13 protein-coding genes are annotated in these 14,588 nt (G+C 73.8%); 6 read left to right on the forward strand and 7 right to left on the reverse strand.

Annotation, left to right across the window (positions count from 1 at the left end; genetic code table 11):
• Positions 1-106 precede the first annotated feature (106 nt).
• Both OHB00_RS45020 and OHB00_RS45025 read left to right on the forward strand, forming a co-directional pair.
• Positions 107-1,594: an FUSC family protein gene (locus tag OHB00_RS45020; protein ID WP_406443923.1), complete on the forward strand. Its 1,488-nt coding sequence runs from the start codon at positions 107-109 to the stop codon at positions 1,592-1,594.
• Positions 1,595-1,717: 123 nt separating this feature from the next.
• A complete protein-coding gene (locus tag OHB00_RS45025; RefSeq protein WP_406443925.1) occupies positions 1,718-2,749 on the forward strand; it encodes a lactonase family protein in 1,032 nt (343 codons plus the stop codon).
• A 167-nt stretch (positions 2,750-2,916) separates the two neighbouring features.
• Here OHB00_RS45025 and OHB00_RS45030 read toward each other — a convergent pair whose 3' ends face one another.
• The 4 genes from OHB00_RS45030 to OHB00_RS45045 all read right to left on the reverse strand — a co-directional run bounded on the left by OHB00_RS45030 (position 2,917) and on the right by OHB00_RS45045 (position 6,885).
• Positions 2,917-3,843 (reverse strand): sirohydrochlorin chelatase, encoded by a 927-nt coding sequence (locus OHB00_RS45030; RefSeq protein ID WP_406443927.1) that lies wholly within the window; start codon positions 3,841-3,843, stop codon positions 2,917-2,919.
• A gap of 142 nt (positions 3,844-3,985) precedes the next feature.
• Positions 3,986-4,999: an N-acetylglucosamine kinase gene (locus OHB00_RS45035; protein ID WP_406443929.1), complete on the reverse strand. Its 1,014-nt coding sequence runs from the start codon at positions 4,997-4,999 to the stop codon at positions 3,986-3,988.
• The gene (locus OHB00_RS45040) at positions 4,996-5,673 is read right to left on the reverse strand and encodes a uracil-DNA glycosylase (RefSeq protein WP_406443931.1); all 678 of its coding nucleotides are present in this window, start codon (positions 5,671-5,673) and stop codon (positions 4,996-4,998) included. The genes OHB00_RS45035 and OHB00_RS45040 overlap by 4 nt, the downstream gene beginning before the upstream one ends.
• Before the next feature lie 126 nt (positions 5,674-5,799).
• Complete coding sequence (locus tag OHB00_RS45045) at positions 5,800-6,885, reverse strand: WD40/YVTN/BNR-like repeat-containing protein (protein ID WP_406443932.1); 1,086 nt, start codon at positions 6,883-6,885, stop codon at positions 5,800-5,802.
• A 271-nt stretch (positions 6,886-7,156) separates the two neighbouring features.
• Here OHB00_RS45045 and OHB00_RS45050 point away from each other — a divergent pair, with 271 nt between their 5' ends.
• A complete protein-coding gene (locus tag OHB00_RS45050; protein ID WP_406443934.1) occupies positions 7,157-7,750 on the forward strand; it encodes a hypothetical protein in 594 nt (197 codons plus the stop codon).
• A gap of 214 nt (positions 7,751-7,964) precedes the next feature.
• Here OHB00_RS45050 and OHB00_RS45055 read toward each other — a convergent pair whose 3' ends face one another.
• Together OHB00_RS45055 and OHB00_RS45060 are read right to left on the reverse strand one after the other, a co-directional pair.
• Positions 7,965-9,944 carry a HEAT repeat domain-containing protein gene (locus OHB00_RS45055; RefSeq protein ID WP_406443936.1) on the reverse strand — a complete coding sequence of 660 codons (1,980 nt, stop codon included), beginning with the start codon at positions 9,942-9,944 and terminating at the stop codon, positions 7,965-7,967.
• Positions 9,945-10,071: 127 nt separating this feature from the next.
• On the reverse strand, positions 10,072-11,733 hold the full coding sequence (locus OHB00_RS45060) for an acyl-CoA dehydrogenase family protein (RefSeq protein WP_406443937.1): 1,662 nt from the start codon (positions 11,731-11,733) through the stop codon (positions 10,072-10,074).
• Positions 11,734-11,804: 71 nt separating this feature from the next.
• On the opposite strand from OHB00_RS45060, the gene OHB00_RS45065 reads away from it, so the two are divergent.
• From OHB00_RS45065 to OHB00_RS45075, 3 genes are all read left to right on the forward strand, one after another.
• On the forward strand, positions 11,805-12,563 hold the full coding sequence (locus OHB00_RS45065; RefSeq protein ID WP_406443939.1) for a PaaX family transcriptional regulator C-terminal domain-containing protein: 759 nt from the start codon (positions 11,805-11,807) through the stop codon (positions 12,561-12,563).
• A gap of 160 nt (positions 12,564-12,723) precedes the next feature.
• The gene (locus tag OHB00_RS45070; protein WP_406443940.1) at positions 12,724-13,011 is read left to right on the forward strand and encodes a hypothetical protein; all 288 of its coding nucleotides are present in this window, start codon (positions 12,724-12,726) and stop codon (positions 13,009-13,011) included.
• 198 nt (positions 13,012-13,209) lie between these two features.
• The gene (locus OHB00_RS45075) at positions 13,210-13,626 is read left to right on the forward strand and encodes an ester cyclase (protein WP_406443942.1); all 417 of its coding nucleotides are present in this window, start codon (positions 13,210-13,212) and stop codon (positions 13,624-13,626) included.
• A gap of 22 nt (positions 13,627-13,648) precedes the next feature.
• Here the strand turns inward: OHB00_RS45075 and OHB00_RS45080 are convergent, their stop codons facing one another.
• Positions 13,649-14,443, reverse strand: coding sequence for a pectate lyase (locus tag OHB00_RS45080; RefSeq protein WP_406443944.1), 795 nt, complete (start codon positions 14,441-14,443; stop codon positions 13,649-13,651).
• Between the last annotated feature and the right edge of the window lie 145 nt (positions 14,444-14,588).

Genomic DNA, 14,588 nt, shown 5'->3' on the forward strand with positions numbered 1-14,588 from the left:
CGACGTCACTTGAGCCAGTCGCCGTGCTGATGCTCTCATGGGTGTGTCGATGGCGCTGCGGATCCCCCGCGGCGCCTTTTCCGTGCCGTCCGCGGGAGGGGAAGCAGTGCTGAAGAGGGTGTTCGTGGCTCCGGACCCGGGGCGGGTGCGGCTGCGCTTCGCCGCGCGCGCCGTGCTGGGCATCGGCCTCGCCGTCGTGGTCTGCGCACTCGCCGGGCACTCCGTCGCGGGCGCCGTCACCGGCGGCCTCGCGGCACTGCTCGCGCTGTTCACGGTCGCGGACGCCACCGTGCGCGGACAGGCGATCACCACCGTGCTGCTGCCCGTCGTGGGCCTGCCGGTGCTCACGGCCGCGGCCGAACTGCACGACGTCCCGGTCGCCCGCGACCTGGTCTTCCTCGCCGTGGTCGGCGCGGGCGTGTACGCGCGCCGCTGGGGGCCGCGCGGCCACAGCCTGGGCGTGTTCGCCTTCATGACCTTCTTCGTGGCCCAGTTCCTGCATGCCACGCCCGGCCGGCTGCCCGAGCTGTACGCCGCCGTCCTGCTCTCCGTGCTCAGCGCCGCCGCAGTCCGCTTCGGCCTCTGGTGCTACGAGCGCCGCCTGCCCCCGCCACCGGTTCCCGCCCCGCCCACCGGCACCGGCCTGGCCCGGGTGACCACCCGGCAGGCCGTCCAGGCGACCGCGGGCGCCGGCTTCGCGCTGGTCGCCGGCCAGCTGGTGTCCGGTCAGCGCTGGTACTGGGCGGTCGGCGCCACCTGGTGGATCTTCGTCAACACGGCCTCGCGCGGCGAGACCCTGGTACGGGGCTTCCGCCGCGTTCTGGGCACCGTCATCGGCATCGCGCTGGGCCTGCTGGTCGCCGCGCCCGTGCACGGTGACCCGGCTGCCACCGCCGTCCTGGTGGCAGCCGCCGTCTTCGGCATCTTCTACACGGCCGCCGTCTCCTACACCTGGATGATGCTCTGGGTGACCTTCCTCGCCGAACTGCTCTACGGCCTCCTCGGCGTCCTCACCCCCGGCCTGCTGGCGCTGCGGCTGGCCGAGACCGCGGTGGGCGCCCTCGGCGCCGTACTCGCCGTGCTGTTCGTGCTGCCGGTCACCACCCACCTCACCACCGACGCGTGGATCCAGCGCGCCCTGCGCTGCGTGCACGCCTGCACCGCCGAGGCCGCCGCCCGGCTCGCCGGCTCCGCCACCGCCGACCCGGCACCCCGGGTGGCCGAACTGGAACAGCTCCTCGCCCGGGTACGGCTCTCGGTCGCCCCTCTCGTGCACCCGCTCAACCCGATGCGTGCCCGCAGGCGCCGCGCCCGCCGCGTCCTCGACCTGCTGGACGACTGCGCCCGGGAAATCCGCGGCCTGGTCGCCGTCGCCGCCGACCCCGAGGCCTCGCACGACGCCCGGCTGGCCGCCGCCTGCTGGCGCGTCGAGGCAGCCGTCGAGGCGCTCACCAGGGGCTCGGAACACATCACCGATCCCGCCGAGCCGCCCGCCGAACCCGCCCTCGCCCACCTGCACGGCCTGGAGCGCGCCCTGTCCGAACTCGCCGAGCCGCTGCGCGCGCCCTCGGGCTCGCCCCTGGTCGGCGCCTGAGACGCGCCGCCCCGCACATCCTGGTCTAGACCGCCAGCTGCTACCGTCGGCCCCGGACGGGCTCGTACCGACTCGTACTGCCTCGTACCGGCTCGTGGTGGCTCGCAGCGATAGGGGACAGCGGTGACAGACGGCGGCAGGCGACGGAGGGCGTTCATCGGGTCGTTCACGGCCGCGGGCGGCCCGGGGGTCGTCACGGCGGCGGTCCGGCCGGACAGCGGCGCCCTGGCCCTCCTGGAGAGTGTCGACGGCGTCCCCGACCCGTCGTACCTGGCGCTCGCACCCGGCGGGCGCACGCTGTACGCGGTCAGCGAGACCGCCGACGGTGCGGTGGCCGCGTACCACGTCCACGACGACAAACCGCGCCTCGCCGGGCCACCGGTCCCGGTCGACGCCAGCGGTCCCACCCACCTCAGCGTCTTCGGCGGCCATGTCCTGACCGCCAACTACGGCTCCGGCAGCGTCACCGCCGTTCCCGTCCGTCCCGATGGCGCCCTCGCCCCCGTCCCCTCGGGCCAGCTCCAGCACACCGGCTCGGGCCCGCACGAGCGGCGTCAGCGCGGCCCGCACGCCCACCAGGTGCAGCCCGACCCGAGCGGCCGCTGGACGGTCAGCGTCGACCTGGGGACCGACTCGGTCCGCGTCTGCACCCTGGACGAGGGCGCGCCCGTCCTCCACCGGGAGTTCGCCCTGCGCCCCGGCTCCGGCCCCCGCCACCTGGCCTTCCACCCCGGCGGCCGGTACGCCTACGTCGTCAACGAACTCACCCCTACCGTGACCGTCTGCCGCTGGGACGCCGGCACCGGGACGCTCAAGCCGCTGGCCGAGACCCCGGTCCTGTCCGGCGCCCCGGCCGGCGACGCCTATCCGTCCGGCATCGTCGTCTCCCCCGACGGCCGCTTCGTCTGGACGGCGACCCGGGGCGAGGACGTCCTGACCACGTTCACGGTCGACGGGGACCAACTGCACCTGACGGCGACGGTCCCGTGCGGTGGCCACTGGCCCCGGGCGATCACCGAGTCGGGCGGCTTCCTCTACGCCGCCAACGAGCGCTCGGGCAACATCACCTGGTTCACGATCGACCAGCAGACGGGCCAGCCCCGCTACGACGGCTCGGTGGAGGTCCCGGCCGCCTCCTGCGTCGTTTTCGACTGAGGACGCCTGGCGCGCCCCCTCAGGGGCGCGGGGCTGTGTTCATGTGCGGCTCTGCCGCGTGGGCGCGACCAGCCCCCACCGGCCGGCAGCCGAGAACAGCCTGCACCACCCCAGAGAACAGGCGACGGCCCCCTCTCCAGGAAAGGGAGCCGTCGGCCGGTGTCGGCTCACCGCACGGGCGCGCCCTGCGGCTGCTGCGGCGCGATGCCCAGCGCCGTCGTGTACTTGGCCAGCGCCAGCTTGCCGATCGCCGGGTACGGCCCCAGCGGGTCGGCGGTGGCGCAACCGGCCTCCTCCGCGGCCGCGGCCACCAGCGCCGCGTCGATCTCCGGCCCTATCAGATAGGGCGCCAGCGCCAGCTGCTGCGACCCCGAATTCCGCAGCTGCTCCGCGACGGAGGCGATCGAACCGTCCTGGTCCAGCGCCGCGGCCATCACGGGCACGGCCAGGCGCGCGGCGAGCAGCATGCCGGTGATCCCGGCGGCCTGCACGGCCTCGTCGCCGCCCACGGAGGCAAGGATGATGCCGTCCGCGGCCGTCGCCACGGTGAACAGCCGGGCACGGTCGGCACGGGCCAGACCCGCCTCGGAGAGGCGCACGTGCAGCGCCTCGGCGAGCAGCGGATGCGGGCCGAGGACGTCGGTGAGGTCGGCGGCGACCCGGCTCTCCATGACCGCGTGGCGGAGCTGGCGCAGCAGCGCGCTGTCCGGACCGGCCAGCAGCGGCACGACGACGGCCACCGGGCCGTCGGGGGTCTTGATCCCCTCGACACCGGCGGCGACGGCCCGCTCGTAACGGGCGGTGCGCTCCTCGGCGGCACGGGCGAGTACGGACTGGAGGGTGGGGAACTCCGCGTCGTCCCCGTCCAGGTAGCCGATGCGGGCGTCCAGTCCGGGCAGCTCGGAGCGGGCGATGCTCACGACCTCCTCGGCGAGGCCGCGCGTGGCCGTGCTGGGCGTTCCCGGCACCGCGAGAACGAGCGCGGGCGCGTCCTCGGGAGCCACCAGCGGTTCGGGGCGGCGGTGCCGTCCGGGCTGGCGGGGTCGCGGCATTCGTACTGGCAGGCCGGACGCGGGCCCAGTGGGGGAGCTCATGGCGCCGCATGTTACTGGCTATCTGGGTTCCCTTGTTCGGGGAGGGTTCAGGTGAGCGGTATCCGTCCGGTTTTGTCTGATGAGTTACGCATGATTCAGGGGTGATCCCGTCACCTGTCGGATACTTCGTGTCCCAATAGGATCAATCCCCTTTTGTATGTACAAGTTTTATGTGCACAACGGAGAGCAGTTTTTCATCACCCGGCAGAGTGAGCCGCCCGGTGACCAGGTCACTCGCGACGCGTACCGCTCCGTGCAGCGGATCGCCCTCCGCCGGCACCTGCCGAGCCTGCGGAAGCAGCCGCGCCAACTCGTCGGCCAGTGGTACGAGGAGCGGGTCGCCCAGCTTCGACAGGCCGCCGGTGAGAGCGACTCGGGGCGCACCCGCCGTGGGGCAGACGGCGGCGGCCGACTCGGCCAGGTGCCGGGCGGCGGCACGCAGGATCGCGGCCGCCACCGGATCACCCGCACCGGCGCAGTCCGCGACGTGCGGGGCGAAGGAGGCCAGTACGGCGGGCCGGTCGGCGCGCGGATAGAGCTGCCCGGGCAGCCCCGGCAGCGGTCCGAACCGCTCCTCGGCACCGGCCCGCAACGCGGCCGAGCCGCCGTCGCGCCCGTCGAAGGCGCGCAGCGCCGCCTCCAGGCCGGCCCGGCCGATCCAGGCGCCGCTGCCGCAGTCGCCCAGCAGATGTCCCCAGCCGTCCGCCCGCCGCCACCCGGTGAGATCGCTGCCGATCGCGATCAGCCCGGTCCCGGCGGCGACCACCGCGCCCGGCCGCGGACCCAGGGCACCGACGTACGCGGTCACCGCGTCGGCGGCCAGCGCGACCGTCCGCACCCCGAGCTCGCGGGCCAGCGCGCCCGGCAGCTCGGCCCGCAGCGCGTCCCCGAGACTGGCCAGCCCGGCGGCACCGACGACGGCCGTCGTCATCCGCTCCAGCCCGTACGAGTCGGCCGACGCCCGTGCCATGGGCAGAAGTTGTTCCAGCAGGTGCCCGGGGTCCAGGCCCCGCGCCCCCGTCCGCACCGGCTCCCGGGACACCCGCGGAGCCGACGGCTCGCGGCCCGGCACGCCGACGACGGCCCGTAACCCGGAGCCGCCGGAATCGACGGCGAGGAACCCCGCGCCAGGGGATTCACCGCCCCCTTCGCTCACGGCAGACGCCAGTCCACCGGCTGTCCCCCCTGCTGGATCAGCAGGTCGTTGGCCCGGCTGAACGGGCGGGAGCCGAAGAAGCCGCGGTCCGCCGACATGGGCGAGGGGTGCGCGGACTCCACCGCCGGCAACTGGCCCAGCAGCGGGCGGAGATTACGTGCGTCGCGGCCCCACAGGATGGACACCAGCGGCTTGCCGCGGCCGGCCAGCGCCCGTATCGCCTGCTCGGTGACCTCCTCCCAGCCCTTGCCCCGGTGCGCGGCCGGGCTGCGCGGGGCCGTGGTGAGCGCCCTGTTGAGCAGCAGGACGCCCTGCTCGGTCCACGGGGTGAGATCGCCGTTGGTCGGCTGGGGCAGGCCCAGGTCGGTGTTGAGCTCCCGGTAGATGTTGATCAGGCTGCCCGGCAGCGGACGTACCTCGGGCGCGACCGAGAACGACAGTCCCACCGCGTGCCCCGGCGTCGGATACGGGTCCTGGCCGACGATCAGGACGCGGACGTCGTCGAAGGGCTGCTGGAAGGCCCGCAGGACGTTCGGGCCGGCCGGGAGGTAGGTGCGTCCCGCGGCGAGCTCCGCGCGCAGGAAGTCGCCCATCGCGGCGATCCTCCCGGCCACTGGTTCCAGGGCTTTCGCCCAGCCCGGTTCGACGATTTCATGCAAGGGTCGTGGTGCCACGGCGTCACCCTACTGCCGTACACGGGTCGGCGATCAAGCGGTGGTCACCGCGGTCACGGGACGACCGGGGACGACCGGACCGGTGCCGCCGATGACAGAAACCCCCCTCCTTCCGGAAACCCGTCCTCAGGCGACGACCGCGGCGCGCACGCACAGCACGTCCGGCAGATGGGAGGCCAACTGGCGCCAGCTGTCGCCGTCGTCGGCCGATGCGAACACCTCGCCGTTGCGGTTGCCGAAGTACACGCCGGCCGGGTCCCCGTCGTCCGTGCAGAGCGCGTCGCGCAGCACCGTGCCGTAGTGGTCCTCCTGCGGCAGCCCCGCCGACAGCGGATCCCAGGTCCTGCCCGCGTCAGCCGTGCGGAAGACCCGGCAGCGGTGCTGGGCGGGCACCCGGTCCGCGTCCGCGTTGATCGGGAAGACGTACGCCGTCTCCGCGCGGTGCGGATGGGCGGCCGCCGCGAAACCGAACGTGGACGGCAGCCCCGCACCGATGTCGGTCCAGTGCGCCCCCGCGTCGTCGCTGCGGTACACCCCCCAGTGGTTCTGCAGATACAGCCGGTCCGGACTGCCCGCGTCCTGTGCGATCTTGTGCACGCACTGGCCGAACTCCGGGTCGGGGTCCGGCAGGAACACCGCGGAGACACCGGAGTTGGACGGCGCCCAGCTCGCGCCGCCGTCGCCGGTGCGGAACACGCCGGCCGTCGAGACGGCGACCGTCACCGCCTTCGGGTCGCGCCGGTCGGTGACGACCGTGTGCAGGCCCTCACCGCCGCCGCCAGGCACCCACCTGTCGCGCGTCGGGTGCTCCCACAGCGGCCGGACCAGATCGAAGCTCTCCCCGCGGTCCTCGGACCGGTACAGCGCGGCCGGTTCGGTGCCCGCGTAGACCACGTCCGGCTCGGCGGCGGCGGGGTGGAGCTGCCAGACCCGCTCCAGCGAGGCACCGGTGTCCTTGGGGAACTTCACGGCGGGCCGGGCCGGTTCGCTCCAGGTGCGGCCCAGGTCGTCGGAGTGGAACACCGAAGGCCCCCAGTGCGCGCTGTCGCCGCCCGCCAGCAGCCGGGGCCGCTCACCCCGGGTGTCGATGGCGACCGAGTAGATCGCCTGCGCGTTGAAGTAGGGGCTCTCGTCGAACTCCCAGGCGCCACCTCGCCGCCTTCCGAGAAACAGACCCTTGCGGGTTCCCACGGCGAGCAGTACCTCGGTCATGCCGACCACCTCCATGACGCCTTTGTCGCAGCCTGTTTTCAGACATCGGCCAGTCTGCACCCCGCCACTGACAGTCACCTCCGGGACTGCGTCACCGCAGGTCGGAGTCGTCGTGTCGGTCGGTCGAACAAGGCGGCGGAACGCGTTCCGGCAGATGCCTGCGCGAGCGGGGCCGGTCGTGCGACCGTCGACACGGAGTTCGCCGTGAGCAAGGGGGCGGCCGCTCCCGTATGGGAGGGCGGTCCGGGCTGTCCGTGCGCGCGTGAGGAGGATGCCTTTGAAGGCGTTCCGTGGTCCGAAGGTCTGGCTGTGGCGCTGGCGGCGCAACCCGCTGAAGCGTCGCGCCGACACGATGGAGGCCTGGGTGCTGCTCGGCGCCTGGCTGCTCACCCTGCTGGCCGGGGTGCTCGCCGGGTTCGCGGCGGCCCGGTCGGTCGATGACGGCCTGGCCCGCGAGCGCGCCGAATGGCACCCGGTCGTGGCCCGTGTCATGGACAAGGCGCCCGGGTCGCCGGGGCCGAAGTCCGACTCCTCCGACGGGGAACGGGTCTGGACGAGAGTGGCCTGGACCGTCGCCGACGGTTCCGCCCACACCGGCCAGGCGCGGGTCCCGGCCGGCAGCAAGGTCGGCACTCCGGTCACCGTCTGGACGGACCCCCGGGGGCACCTCGTCACCCGCCCCGCCACCGCCTCCGAGGCCCAATTCCGCGCGACGCTGATCGGCGGCCTCGTCGGGCTGAGCGCGGCCGCCGTGCCGTTCGTCGCCGGGCTCGTCGCGCGCGGCCGGCTGGAGCGGCGGCGGATGGACCGGTGGGACGCGGAATGGGCACGGCTCGGACCACAGTGGGGCCGGATGACCGGCTGACACCCGCCCCCGGCGGCACGGCGGTCGGCCACCGGCTCACCTGTGCCTGGTGGCACGGCAGTCGGCCACCGGGTCATCCGGCCTCCGGCGGCGCGGCAGTCGGTCACCGGCTCACCTGTGCCTGGTGGCACGGCAGTCGGTCACCGGCTCGCCCGTGCCTGGTGGCGCGGCGGTCGGTCATCGCGTCGCCCGCGCCCGGTGGCGCGGCTTCCGGTCATCGGCTCGCCAGTGCCTGACGGCAGTGGGAGAGCAGCTGCTCGTCCTGGGCGATGTCGTGGCTGCCGAACCCGCCAGGCCGGGCCGTGTGCCGCCGGGCGGTGGCGAGTTCGGCCGTCACCAGGTCGCGCAGCGGGGCGCCCGCCGGGCCCATCGCGGCCAGGCACCCCGCGATCGCGCCCCGCGCGTAGGGGTTCTCCGACCAGGCGGTCCGGAACACCGGCAGTACCGGCTCCGGGTCTCCGCCGATCCGCCACCACGCCTCGGCCGCCGCCGTCCGCTCCCACCCCCGGCCGGTTCCGGCCAGCCGGCGCAGCGCGGGCAGCGCGTCGCGGGCGGCCGGCCCCAGCCGCCCCAGCTGCTCGGCCGCCGCCCGCGCGCTGCGGCTGCGGCCGTGCGTCAACTCCCGCAACAGCACGGGGAGTACGGCGTCCGCGTCCCCCTCCGCCGACCACAGCGCCCCGGCCGCCACGGCCGCGTGCCGGGTGTCCAGGAGCCCGCGCAGGACCGGTGCCGCAGCCCGGGCCGCCGTCCCCAGGGCGTCGAGGGCTCGCACCGCCTGCCCGACGAGGGCCTCCCGGGCCCCCAACCCGTCCGGCGCGCCGCGCAGCAGCCGCAGCACCTCCGGCACCGCCGCGGGGTCCTTGAGGGCGGTGAGCGCCGCCAGCAGCGGAGCAGCCAGCTCGGCGGCCCGGGGCGAGTCCAGGTCGACCTGGCCGAGCCGGCGCCGCAGCGCGGGTGCGAGCGGAGCGGCCGCCGGGCCCAGATGCACGATCTCGAAGCCCAGCCCCCCCGGCACCACCGGTCTCGCCAGCAACCGCGACAGGGCCGGCACCGCGCGCGGATCGCCGCTTCTGGCCAGTGCCTTGAGCGGACCGCCCAGCGAGGGCCGGCCGCGCTCCCAGGTGTGCACCCACAGGTCGGGCCGCACGGTCACCAGCCTGTGCAGTTCGTCGGCGGCGGGCACGGCCAGCCCGAACAGCTCCGTGAGCACCGAGGCGGCCGCGTCCCGCAACTGGTCCTGCTCCCCGCCTAGTTGCGTGCCTATCAGCTCGACGGGCGCCGAGAAGTCCGCCCGCCACCCGCGGAACAGCCCGGCCGACATCCGCACCGCGTTGCACCGGTCCATCGGATCCGGGCTGCTCAACTGGCCGACGAGCAGGGCGATCCGGTCCGCCACCCGGTCGTCCAGCGCCCGGTGCAGGGTGCGCAGCAGATACGAACCCTCCTCGTCCGACGGCCGCAGCCGCCGTATCCGGCCGACCAGGGTGTCCGTGTCCGCCCGGTCCGGACCTGCCGCCCGCCGCTCGGACCGCTCCCTGAGCAGCCGGACCGCGGTCGGCACCAGGTCGGCGGAGAGCCGCTCCGGCGCGCCGAGACCCAGCTGCCCGAGGGCCGCCAGCCGGACCGTCGGGCCGTACGGTGGCCCACTCCGCGCGGCCAGCAGCTCCACCGCCCCCGCCGCATGGGCGGGACGGCACCGGACGAACAGTCCGAGGGCCGCGGTGAGGGCGAGCAGCACCTGCTCGTCGCGCTCGACCGTGATCCGCCGCCGTAACAGCGCCAGCACCCGCGCCGGTTCGCCGAGGAAGCGGACCAGCGCCCCGGCCGCCGCTCGGCGTACCCCGGGGCACGGGTCGTCGGCCAGCGGCACGAACGCCGCGGCGCGGGCGCGGACGGCGGCCTGAGCCCGTGGACCGGCGCTCTCCGCGCCGATGCTGACCAGCAGTTCGACCACGGCGCCCCGGTCCTGCACCTCCGTACGGGAAGCGAGCGCGAAGAGGAACGGGACGCAGGCGAGTGTCGAGTCGTACACGTTCCCCTGGTGGTGCACCGAGGCGTACATCGCGTCGAGCGCGACCTCCCGTTCGGCCGCGTCCGGTGAGGCCAGTCCGCGCAGCAGACCGGGCACGTCCTCCGCGCTGCCGTACGCGTGCCGCAGCGAGACCCAGTCGACCTCGTCGATCCCCGTGAACACGTTGTCCTCCCCAGGCGAGTACCACCTGTTCCGGAGTGTGCACCACGGCACTGACAACGATGCGGAACCGGACGGCGACTGTGTGCGATCCGTCGGCGGTCACCGGCCACGGGCCGCCGTAGGGGGATCAGTTCCGGCCAGGCAGCGCCCGCTCCAGGATCGCGTCGAACCCGGCGCCGGCGGGCAGGGTGCCGAACGCGTGCCCCCAGTCGCCGCCGAGCCGGGTCGCGCAGAAGGCGTCCGCGACGGCGGCCGGGGCGTACCGGACCAGCAGCGAGGCCTGCAGCGCCAGCGCCATTCGCTCGACCACCCGGCGCGCCCCCACCTGATCGGTCTCGGCCAGTTCGTTCTTCAGCCGGGTCACGGCCGCGTCCAGCCGGGCGTCCGCCCCGCGCGCGTGCGCGAGCTCGCCGAACAGGGCGTCGGCGGCGCCGGGTTCGCGGGACAGCGCCCGCAGCACGTCGAGCGCGTTGACGTTCCCCGAGCCCTCCCAGATCGACAGCAGCGGGGCCTCGCGGTAGTGCCGGGGCATGCCCGAGTCCTCGACGTAACCGTTGCCGCCCAGGCACTCCAGCGCCTCCGCGGTGAAGGCCGGGCCGCGCTTGGTGACCCAGTACTTGCCGACGGCGGTCGCGATCCGCCTGAAGGCCCGCTCCCGCTCGTCCCCGCGCACCGCGCGGTCCGCCGCCCCCGCCAGCCGCAGCGTCAGCGTGGTCGCCGCCTCCGACTCCAGGGCCAGGTCGGCCAGGACGTTGCGCATCAGCGGCTGGTCGACGAGCCGGGCGCCGAACGTGCTGCGATGCCGTACATGGTGACCCGCCTCGACGAGCGTCTTGCGCATCAGGGTCGCCGAGTTCATCACACAGTCGAGCCGGGTGCAGTTGACCATCTCGATGATGGTCTTCACTCCCCGCCCCTCGGGCCCGACCAGCCAGGCCACGGTCCCGTCGAACTCCGGCTCGGAGGACGCGTTGGAGCGGTTGCCGAGCTTGTCCTTCAGCCGCTGGATGCGGAACGCGTTGCGGCCGCCGTCCGGCAGCACGCGCGGGACCAGGAAGCACGACAGGCCGCCCGGTGCCTGGGCCAGCACCAGGAAGACGTCGCACATCGGCGCCGAGGTGAACCACTTGTGCCCGCGCAGGGTGTAGACGCCCGGCTCGGCGGTGGGGGTGGCGGCCGTCGTGTTCGTCCGCACGTCCGAACCGCCCTGCTTCTCGGTCATGCCCATCCCGGCGAGCAGCCCCGGCTTCTCGGCCGGCACGCGCAGCCCCGGCTCGTACTCCCGGCTGGTCAGCAGCGGTTCGTACACCTTGGCCAGCTCGGGCTGGGCGCGCAGCGCGGGAACGGCGGCGTACGTCATCGACGTGGGGCAGCCGTGGCCGGACTCGGTGTGCCCCCACACCAGCCCGCCCGCGGTCCGCGCGACATGCGCGCCCGCCCGGTCGTCCGCCCAGGCGGCCCCCGCCAGCCCCTCCGCCACCGCCACCCGCATCAGGTGGTGCCAGCTGGGATGGAAGTCGACCTCGTCGATCCGGTTGCCGTACCGGTCGTGGCTGCGCAGCTCCGGCTCGTGCCGGTTGGCCAGCTCGCCCCACTCCTGCGCCTCCGCGCTCCCGGCCAGCACCCCGAGCCGCCGGATCCCCTCCTCGGCCCACGCCGCCCCTTCCCGGCGCAGCCCCTCGATCAGCACCGGGTCGTCGGAGGCGTCGTACGGGGCGAGCGGCGGCGCCTGGTTGGTGACGTCGTGAGTGGCGTACTGCGGCTGCGGAGGCGCGACGGTCGAGTCCATGGGTCAATGTTGCGGTAACTCTACGACTGCAGCAATAGTGCAATATCACGCCGCACGTACAGTACGTGACCATGCGCATGAACGACGTGTCCGCCGAGCCCGCCGACGTCGGCCTGCGGCCCCTGTCCGCCCGGTCGGTCGTGCTGAGCCTGCTGCTGGGCACGCATCCGCCGGAGCTGCCGGTGAAGGACCTGATCCGGTTCGTCGAGCCCTTCGGGGTCGGCGGCTCCGCACTCCGGGCCGCGCTCAGCCGCATGACGGCGGCCGGCGACCTGCGCCGCACCGGCGACGCGGTGTACGGCCTCAGCGACCGGCTGCTGGTCCGCCAGCGCCGCCAGGACGAGGCGGTACGGCCCCGCACGCGCGCGTGGCGTGGCGAGTGGGAGATGGTGGTCATCACGGCCACGGGCCGCGGCCCCGCGGCACGGGCCGACCTGCGCACCCGCCTGACCTCTCTCCGTCTGGCCGAGCTCCGCGAAGGCATCTGGCTCCGCCCGGCGAACCTGGCGAGGCCCCTGCCCGCCGACCTCGCGGACACCGCGCAGTCCTACACGGCCCGTCCCGACCGCCCCGCACCCGCACTGGCCGCCGACCTCTGGCCGTTGGCCACCTGGGCCGGCACCGCCCGCGCCCTGCTGAACCGAGCGTCCGCGTCCCGCCTCCCGGCCGACCGCTTCACGGTCTTCGCGGCAGCGGTACGCCACCTGCTGACCGACCCGGTCCTGCCCCCGGAGCTCCTGCCCGCCGGCTGGCCGGGCGACGAACTGCGCGCCGCGTACGCGGGCTACCTGGCGGAGTTCAGGGAGCCGACGGGGGACACCGCCGACTGACAGGTCGCCGGCCCCTGCGTGCCTCGCGACGTGCCGATGGCGGCGACTCGTGTGCCATGCTGCCTGCCATGACCCGGCCGACGGTCCGCGGATTACCCGTGCCCGGGGCCCTGACCGCCCTGCTGGCACAGGGGCGGTGGCGCCACCGGGGGACCCCGGGATGGCGACGCTGATTCCCTGGTTCGAGAGTCCGCTCGCCTTCCTCACCGGCACGGACCAGATGGAATGGAAGTCCCAGACGCTCGGCACCTCCGACGACGAGCGGTACTCCGCATTCCTGCGCGTGGCATGGGGCAGCAGCCAGGAGGCACCGGTCGAACTGCCCTGGCCGGACGTCGAGAAGGCGTTCTTCATCGCCGTGAACCGGGAGTTCGGCGATGACGTGGCTCTCGCCCCCGACTGTCGGACCGATCCCGCCGACCCGCGGGTCGTGGGGACCTGCGTCTGACGCCCCCGGCGTACCAGTGGCGCGTCGTGACGCCCACCTTCTCCGCCTTCGCCGCCGCCCTGGGGCTCCAGGGGCTCTCCTCGGGCCGTCGCCGCGCAGACATGCCGGGGGCGGGAGGCCGGTGTACGGTCGACATACCGTGTGCATGCGCTTCGCAGCCGACGGACAGCCAGTGGCCCAGATGCTCCGGGAGTGCCCATGGCTCAGCAGAAGAACATCGCCGCGCAGACCGCTTTCGGCGAGGCCGTCGTCGCCGGGGACCTCGACGCCCTCGACCAGATCGTCGCGGCCCACTCCACCGACCATGATCCCGCACCCGGACAGGCGCCGGGGCCCGACGGGTACAAGACCATGTTCGGCGAGCTGCGAACAGCCTTTCCCGACCTGGCCATCCAGGTGGAGCACCTGGTCGCCACCGACGACGAGCTGGCCTTCGCCTATGTCATCTCCGGGACGCACCTGGGGCCGCTGATGGGGCGGCCGGCGACCGGCAGGAAGGCCAGCTACCGAGGCATGCAGATCAGCCGCTTCGACAGCGACGGCAAGCTCGTCGAACGCTGGGGCAGCAGCGACGAACTCGGCATGCTCCGTCAGCTCGGCCTCGTCGAGGTGTGACGCCGCCGGCCTCCGCCACCGCTCACTTGTAAGTGATGTCCGACGTCGCGTACTTGCAGTACGTCCCGTCCGGCCCGCTCCCGTTCGTCGGTGGTTCGGCGCCCGTGTTGTTGCCTATGTACTTCTGGCAGGGCACGATCTTCTTGCTGCTGTCCCCGACGATCGTGATGTTCTTCAGGGTCGCGCTGTCACCGTAGTTGGTGTTGATCCCGACCAGCGCGCTGCCCTTGTACGTCGCCTCGATGGTGTTCAGGTTGATCGTGCGCTTGTACTGCGTGGAGCAGTTGCCGCACGAGCGGACCAGCTTGCCGAAGTTCTGCACCGCGAAGTTGGAGACGTTCAGCGTCCCGGCGCCGTTGAACTGGAACACCTTGTCGCTGGCTTCCTTCGCGCCGCCGCCCGAGACGGTGTACACGTTGGACGACGAGGAGCCGCGGAAGGTCGCCGCGTCCTCGCCGACGTCCTCCCACCACACGTTCTGCAGCGTGCAGCTGCCCTCGCAGTGGATGCCGTCCGCGGCGGGCGCGCCGATGATGACGTTCTTCAGGACGGTGCCGGCCGCCAGATCGAGGATCGGGTCCTGGTCCTCGCTCTGCCCGCCGGTGCCCAGGTCGCCGCTGCCGTACAGGCGCAGCATCCCGTAGTCCTTCGTGCCGGACAGCTTGATCGTCGCGGTGACGGCCTGGCTGCCGCTCGCGGTCGGCCAGGTGGCCGCGTCCGCCGAGACCGTTTCAGTCATGATCATGCCAACCGAGAGTCCCAGGGCGGCCAGTCCGCCCAGCAGTGCGCGCGCACTGCTCCGTGCTCGTGAAGTCATGTCCCGTATGCCTTCCTTCGCGTGGGGGGCCTGCCGGCGGTCCACCCAAGGTGTCCATGTAGCTGATGATTGGTCACCCTGTGGAACGCCATGTTCGGGCACCCGCATGAACGGCGGCCAGTCGAGGCCATCCGATCAGGGTGCT

Origin of the sequence: Streptomyces sp. NBC_00631 (assembly GCF_045206895.1) — a bacterium.
Taxonomy (GTDB): Bacteria; Actinomycetota; Actinomycetes; order Streptomycetales; family Streptomycetaceae; genus Streptomyces.

Bases quoted from the DNA above. Each gene is read 5' to 3' on its own strand.
- OHB00_RS45050 (WP_406443934.1), top strand. From the start codon at position 7,157: ATGCCTTTGAAGGCGTTCCGTGGTCCGAAGGTCTGGCTGTGGCGCTGG.
- OHB00_RS45080 (WP_406443944.1), bottom strand. From the start codon at position 14,443: ATGACTTCACGAGCACGGAGCAGTGCGCGCGCACTGCTGGGCGGACTG.
- OHB00_RS45070 (WP_406443940.1), top strand. From the start codon at position 12,724: ATGGCGACGCTGATTCCCTGGTTCGAGAGTCCGCTCGCCTTCCTCACC.
- OHB00_RS45065 (WP_406443939.1), top strand. From the start codon at position 11,805: ATGCGCATGAACGACGTGTCCGCCGAGCCCGCCGACGTCGGCCTGCGG.
- OHB00_RS45030 (WP_406443927.1), bottom strand. From the start codon at position 3,843: ATGAGCTCCCCCACTGGGCCCGCGTCCGGCCTGCCAGTACGAATGCCG.
- OHB00_RS45060 (WP_406443937.1), bottom strand. From the start codon at position 11,733: ATGGACTCGACCGTCGCGCCTCCGCAGCCGCAGTACGCCACTCACGAC.
- OHB00_RS45075 (WP_406443942.1), top strand. From the start codon at position 13,210: ATGGCTCAGCAGAAGAACATCGCCGCGCAGACCGCTTTCGGCGAGGCC.
- OHB00_RS45045 (WP_406443932.1), bottom strand. From the start codon at position 6,885: ATGACCGAGGTACTGCTCGCCGTGGGAACCCGCAAGGGTCTGTTTCTC.